Origin of the sequence: Streptomyces sp. RP5T (assembly GCF_003933965.1) — a bacterium.
GTDB lineage: Bacteria > Actinomycetota > Actinomycetes > Streptomycetales > Streptomycetaceae > Streptomyces.
In genome coordinates, this window is record NZ_RSAJ01000903.1 from 1 (window position 1) to 2,388 (window position 2,388).

The following is a 2,388-nucleotide window of genomic DNA, read 5'->3' on the forward strand; positions in this document are numbered from 1 at the left end:
CTCGGTGGCCGCGGCCGAGACCATGCTCACCCCGGACGGCTGGGCGTTCTCCCACTTCTTCGAGGGCCCCTACCTCGCGTCCACCGAGCGCGCGCTGCGCCAGGCGGAGGTGATGCAGCAGTCCTTCCAGCCGCGCCTGCTGTCGATCCCGGGCCTGTACATGCTCGCGCTGTGGCTGCACGGCGACTGCGCGGCCGACGCCGACTCGGGCCGCCTCGCCGCCACCGACCTCCTCGTCCCGCTGGCCCCGGCCCCGCCCGGCATCGCGGCACACCGCCCGCACCAGGCGGCGGAACTGCTCCCCGTGCTGACGCATCGGGTGACTCCGGCCCCGCTGCTGAGCTCGCCGGCCTGAAGGCCCCCTTCCGGTCCCTCGTACCCCGCCCCGAATTCCGGGGCGGGGTACGACTCCGTATCGGGTTCCCTCGGCGACGACCGAAATCCCGGGGGCCACGGAAAACCCTTTGCTCGTACGAGCATCCAATTGCTCGGAAGAGCCGATTGCGGGGTCCCTCTCAGGTGGACTAGCCCTTTCCGGCCCCCTCGAACCACCCGAAGGGGCAGTGCAGTTGGACTGAACCGTCCGGCCGGGTGGAGCGTCTCCAACCTGTGAAGAAGTGGTGCCGCGAAATCCCTGCGGATTGACGCCCGTAGGGCAACACTGGTTCGGACTGAGTTATCGCAACGGGGGCCGTCATGACCACAACACAGCGAAAGATCCCACCAATGTGCCAGCACCAGCCACCGTGTCCCACCGCCGACTCCGCCGACCGGGAATCCGCCCGCCTCGTGGCGCACCACCCGGAACAGGGCTGGAGCCTGCTGTGCAACGGCGTTCTGCTCTTCGAGGACACCGGTGAGCTCCTGCCCGACGGTCGGGTCATCGCCCCGCACCGCCCGCTCGCGGCGGCGACAGCCGCCTGAGCGCGACCGGGCGGCCCCCGTGCCGTCCGGAGACCTTGAGGGGCCGGCTCGCAGCGACCCGACTGCGCACCGGCCCCGACGCATGTCGGTCGGCGATCACTCCCTGTGACGCCTTGTGTATGAACCCACTTTTCCGGAAGACTCCTGGAAGTTTCGAGCCCGGCGATGCCGGGGCTCCGACGCGGAGGTGGGCAAGTGGCAGCAGGCGAGACCGACGCCGGGCCCCGGGGCAGAGTCACCATCACGGAGATAGCCCGGCAGGCCGGAGTCTCGGTGCCGACCGTGTCCCGCGTGGTCAACGGCCGTTCGGACGTGTCCCCGCACACCCGCGCCCGGGTCGAGGAACTGCTCCAGCGGTACGGCTACCGCAAGCGACCCGCAGCCCCCGGCACCCGCGCGGTCCTGCTCGACCTGGTCTTCAACGACCTCGACAGTCCCTGGGCGGTCGAGATCATCCGCGGGGTCGAGGAGGTCGCCCACGCGGAGGGCGTCGGCACCGTGGTCTCCGCGATCCACGGCCGCTCGGGCGACGCCCGCGAGTGGATGCGCAACCTGCGTGCCCGCGCCTCCGGCGGGGTCATCCTGGTCACCTCGGCGCTGGACACGGTCCTCCACGACGAACTGCGCGTGCTCGGCGTCCCGCTGGTGGTCGTCGACCCGGCCGGCTCCCCCGCGCCGGACGCCCCCACCATCGGCGCCGCCAACTGGTCGGGAGGGCTCGCGGCCACCCAGCACCTGCTGTCCCTCGGCCACCGCAGGATCGGCCTGATCGCCGGCCCGCCCCGGCTGCTGTGCTCACGCGCCCGCCTCGACGGCTACCGCGCCGCCCTCGAAGGCGCCGGGCTCACCTTCGACGAGGCACTTGTCGTCCCGGGCGACTTCCACGCGGAGTCCGGCTTCGCGGGCTGCGAGAAGCTGCTCGACCTGCCCGAGCCGCCGACCGCCCTGTTCGCGGCCAGCGACCAGATGGCCCTCGGCGCGATCGAGGCACTGCGCAGGCGTGGGCTGCGGGTGCCGCAGGACATGAGCGTGGTGGGCTTCGACGACCTCCCGGAGGTCCGCTGGTCCGCTCCCCCGCTCACCACCGTCCGCCAACCCCTCGCCGACATGGGCAAGTTGGCCGCCCGCACGATCCTCTCACCGGCCCGGGACGAACGCCCCGGCTCCCCGCGCGTGGAACTGGGGACGGAACTGGTGATCCGGTCGAGCACCGCCCCGCCGCGCACCACCTGACGAACCGGCGCCGGGCACCGAGCGGCCCCGCAGACCGGCACGGACGGAGCCGGACCGGCCCGCAACACGGCACCGGCACCCTGATCGGCGGCCTGGAGGCCGCCGAGCTGCCGGGCCGCCGGGCTGCCGGGCTGCCGGATGAGCGGGCCGAAGGTACGCCCGTGCCGTTCGAGCGGCGCCGAGCGGGGTGCAGGAAGGCACGACCCCGCCCTCCTGCCCCCTCCCCTCCTT

The 2,388-nt window shown here is 72.8% G+C and carries 2 protein-coding genes and 1 pseudogene; all 3 read left to right on the forward strand.

Annotated features, from left to right (window positions below):
• Positions 1–355 (forward strand): annotated as a pseudogene (locus EHS43_RS42710) (hypothetical protein); the annotation flags it as partial.
• 371 nt (positions 356–726) lie between these two features.
• Complete coding sequence (locus EHS43_RS42715; RefSeq protein WP_020123464.1) at positions 727–924, forward strand: DUF5999 family protein; 198 nt, start codon at positions 727–729, stop codon at positions 922–924.
• A 195-nt stretch (positions 925–1,119) separates the two neighbouring features.
• Positions 1,120–2,157 (forward strand): LacI family DNA-binding transcriptional regulator, encoded by a 1,038-nt coding sequence (locus tag EHS43_RS42720; RefSeq protein ID WP_185806648.1) that lies wholly within the window; start codon positions 1,120–1,122, stop codon positions 2,155–2,157.
• Positions 2,158–2,388 lie beyond the last annotated feature (231 nt).

Coding starts and splice junctions, on each gene's coding strand:
- EHS43_RS42715 (WP_020123464.1), top strand. CDS start 727: ATGTGCCAGCACCAGCCACCGTGTCCCACCGCCGACTCCGCCGACCGG.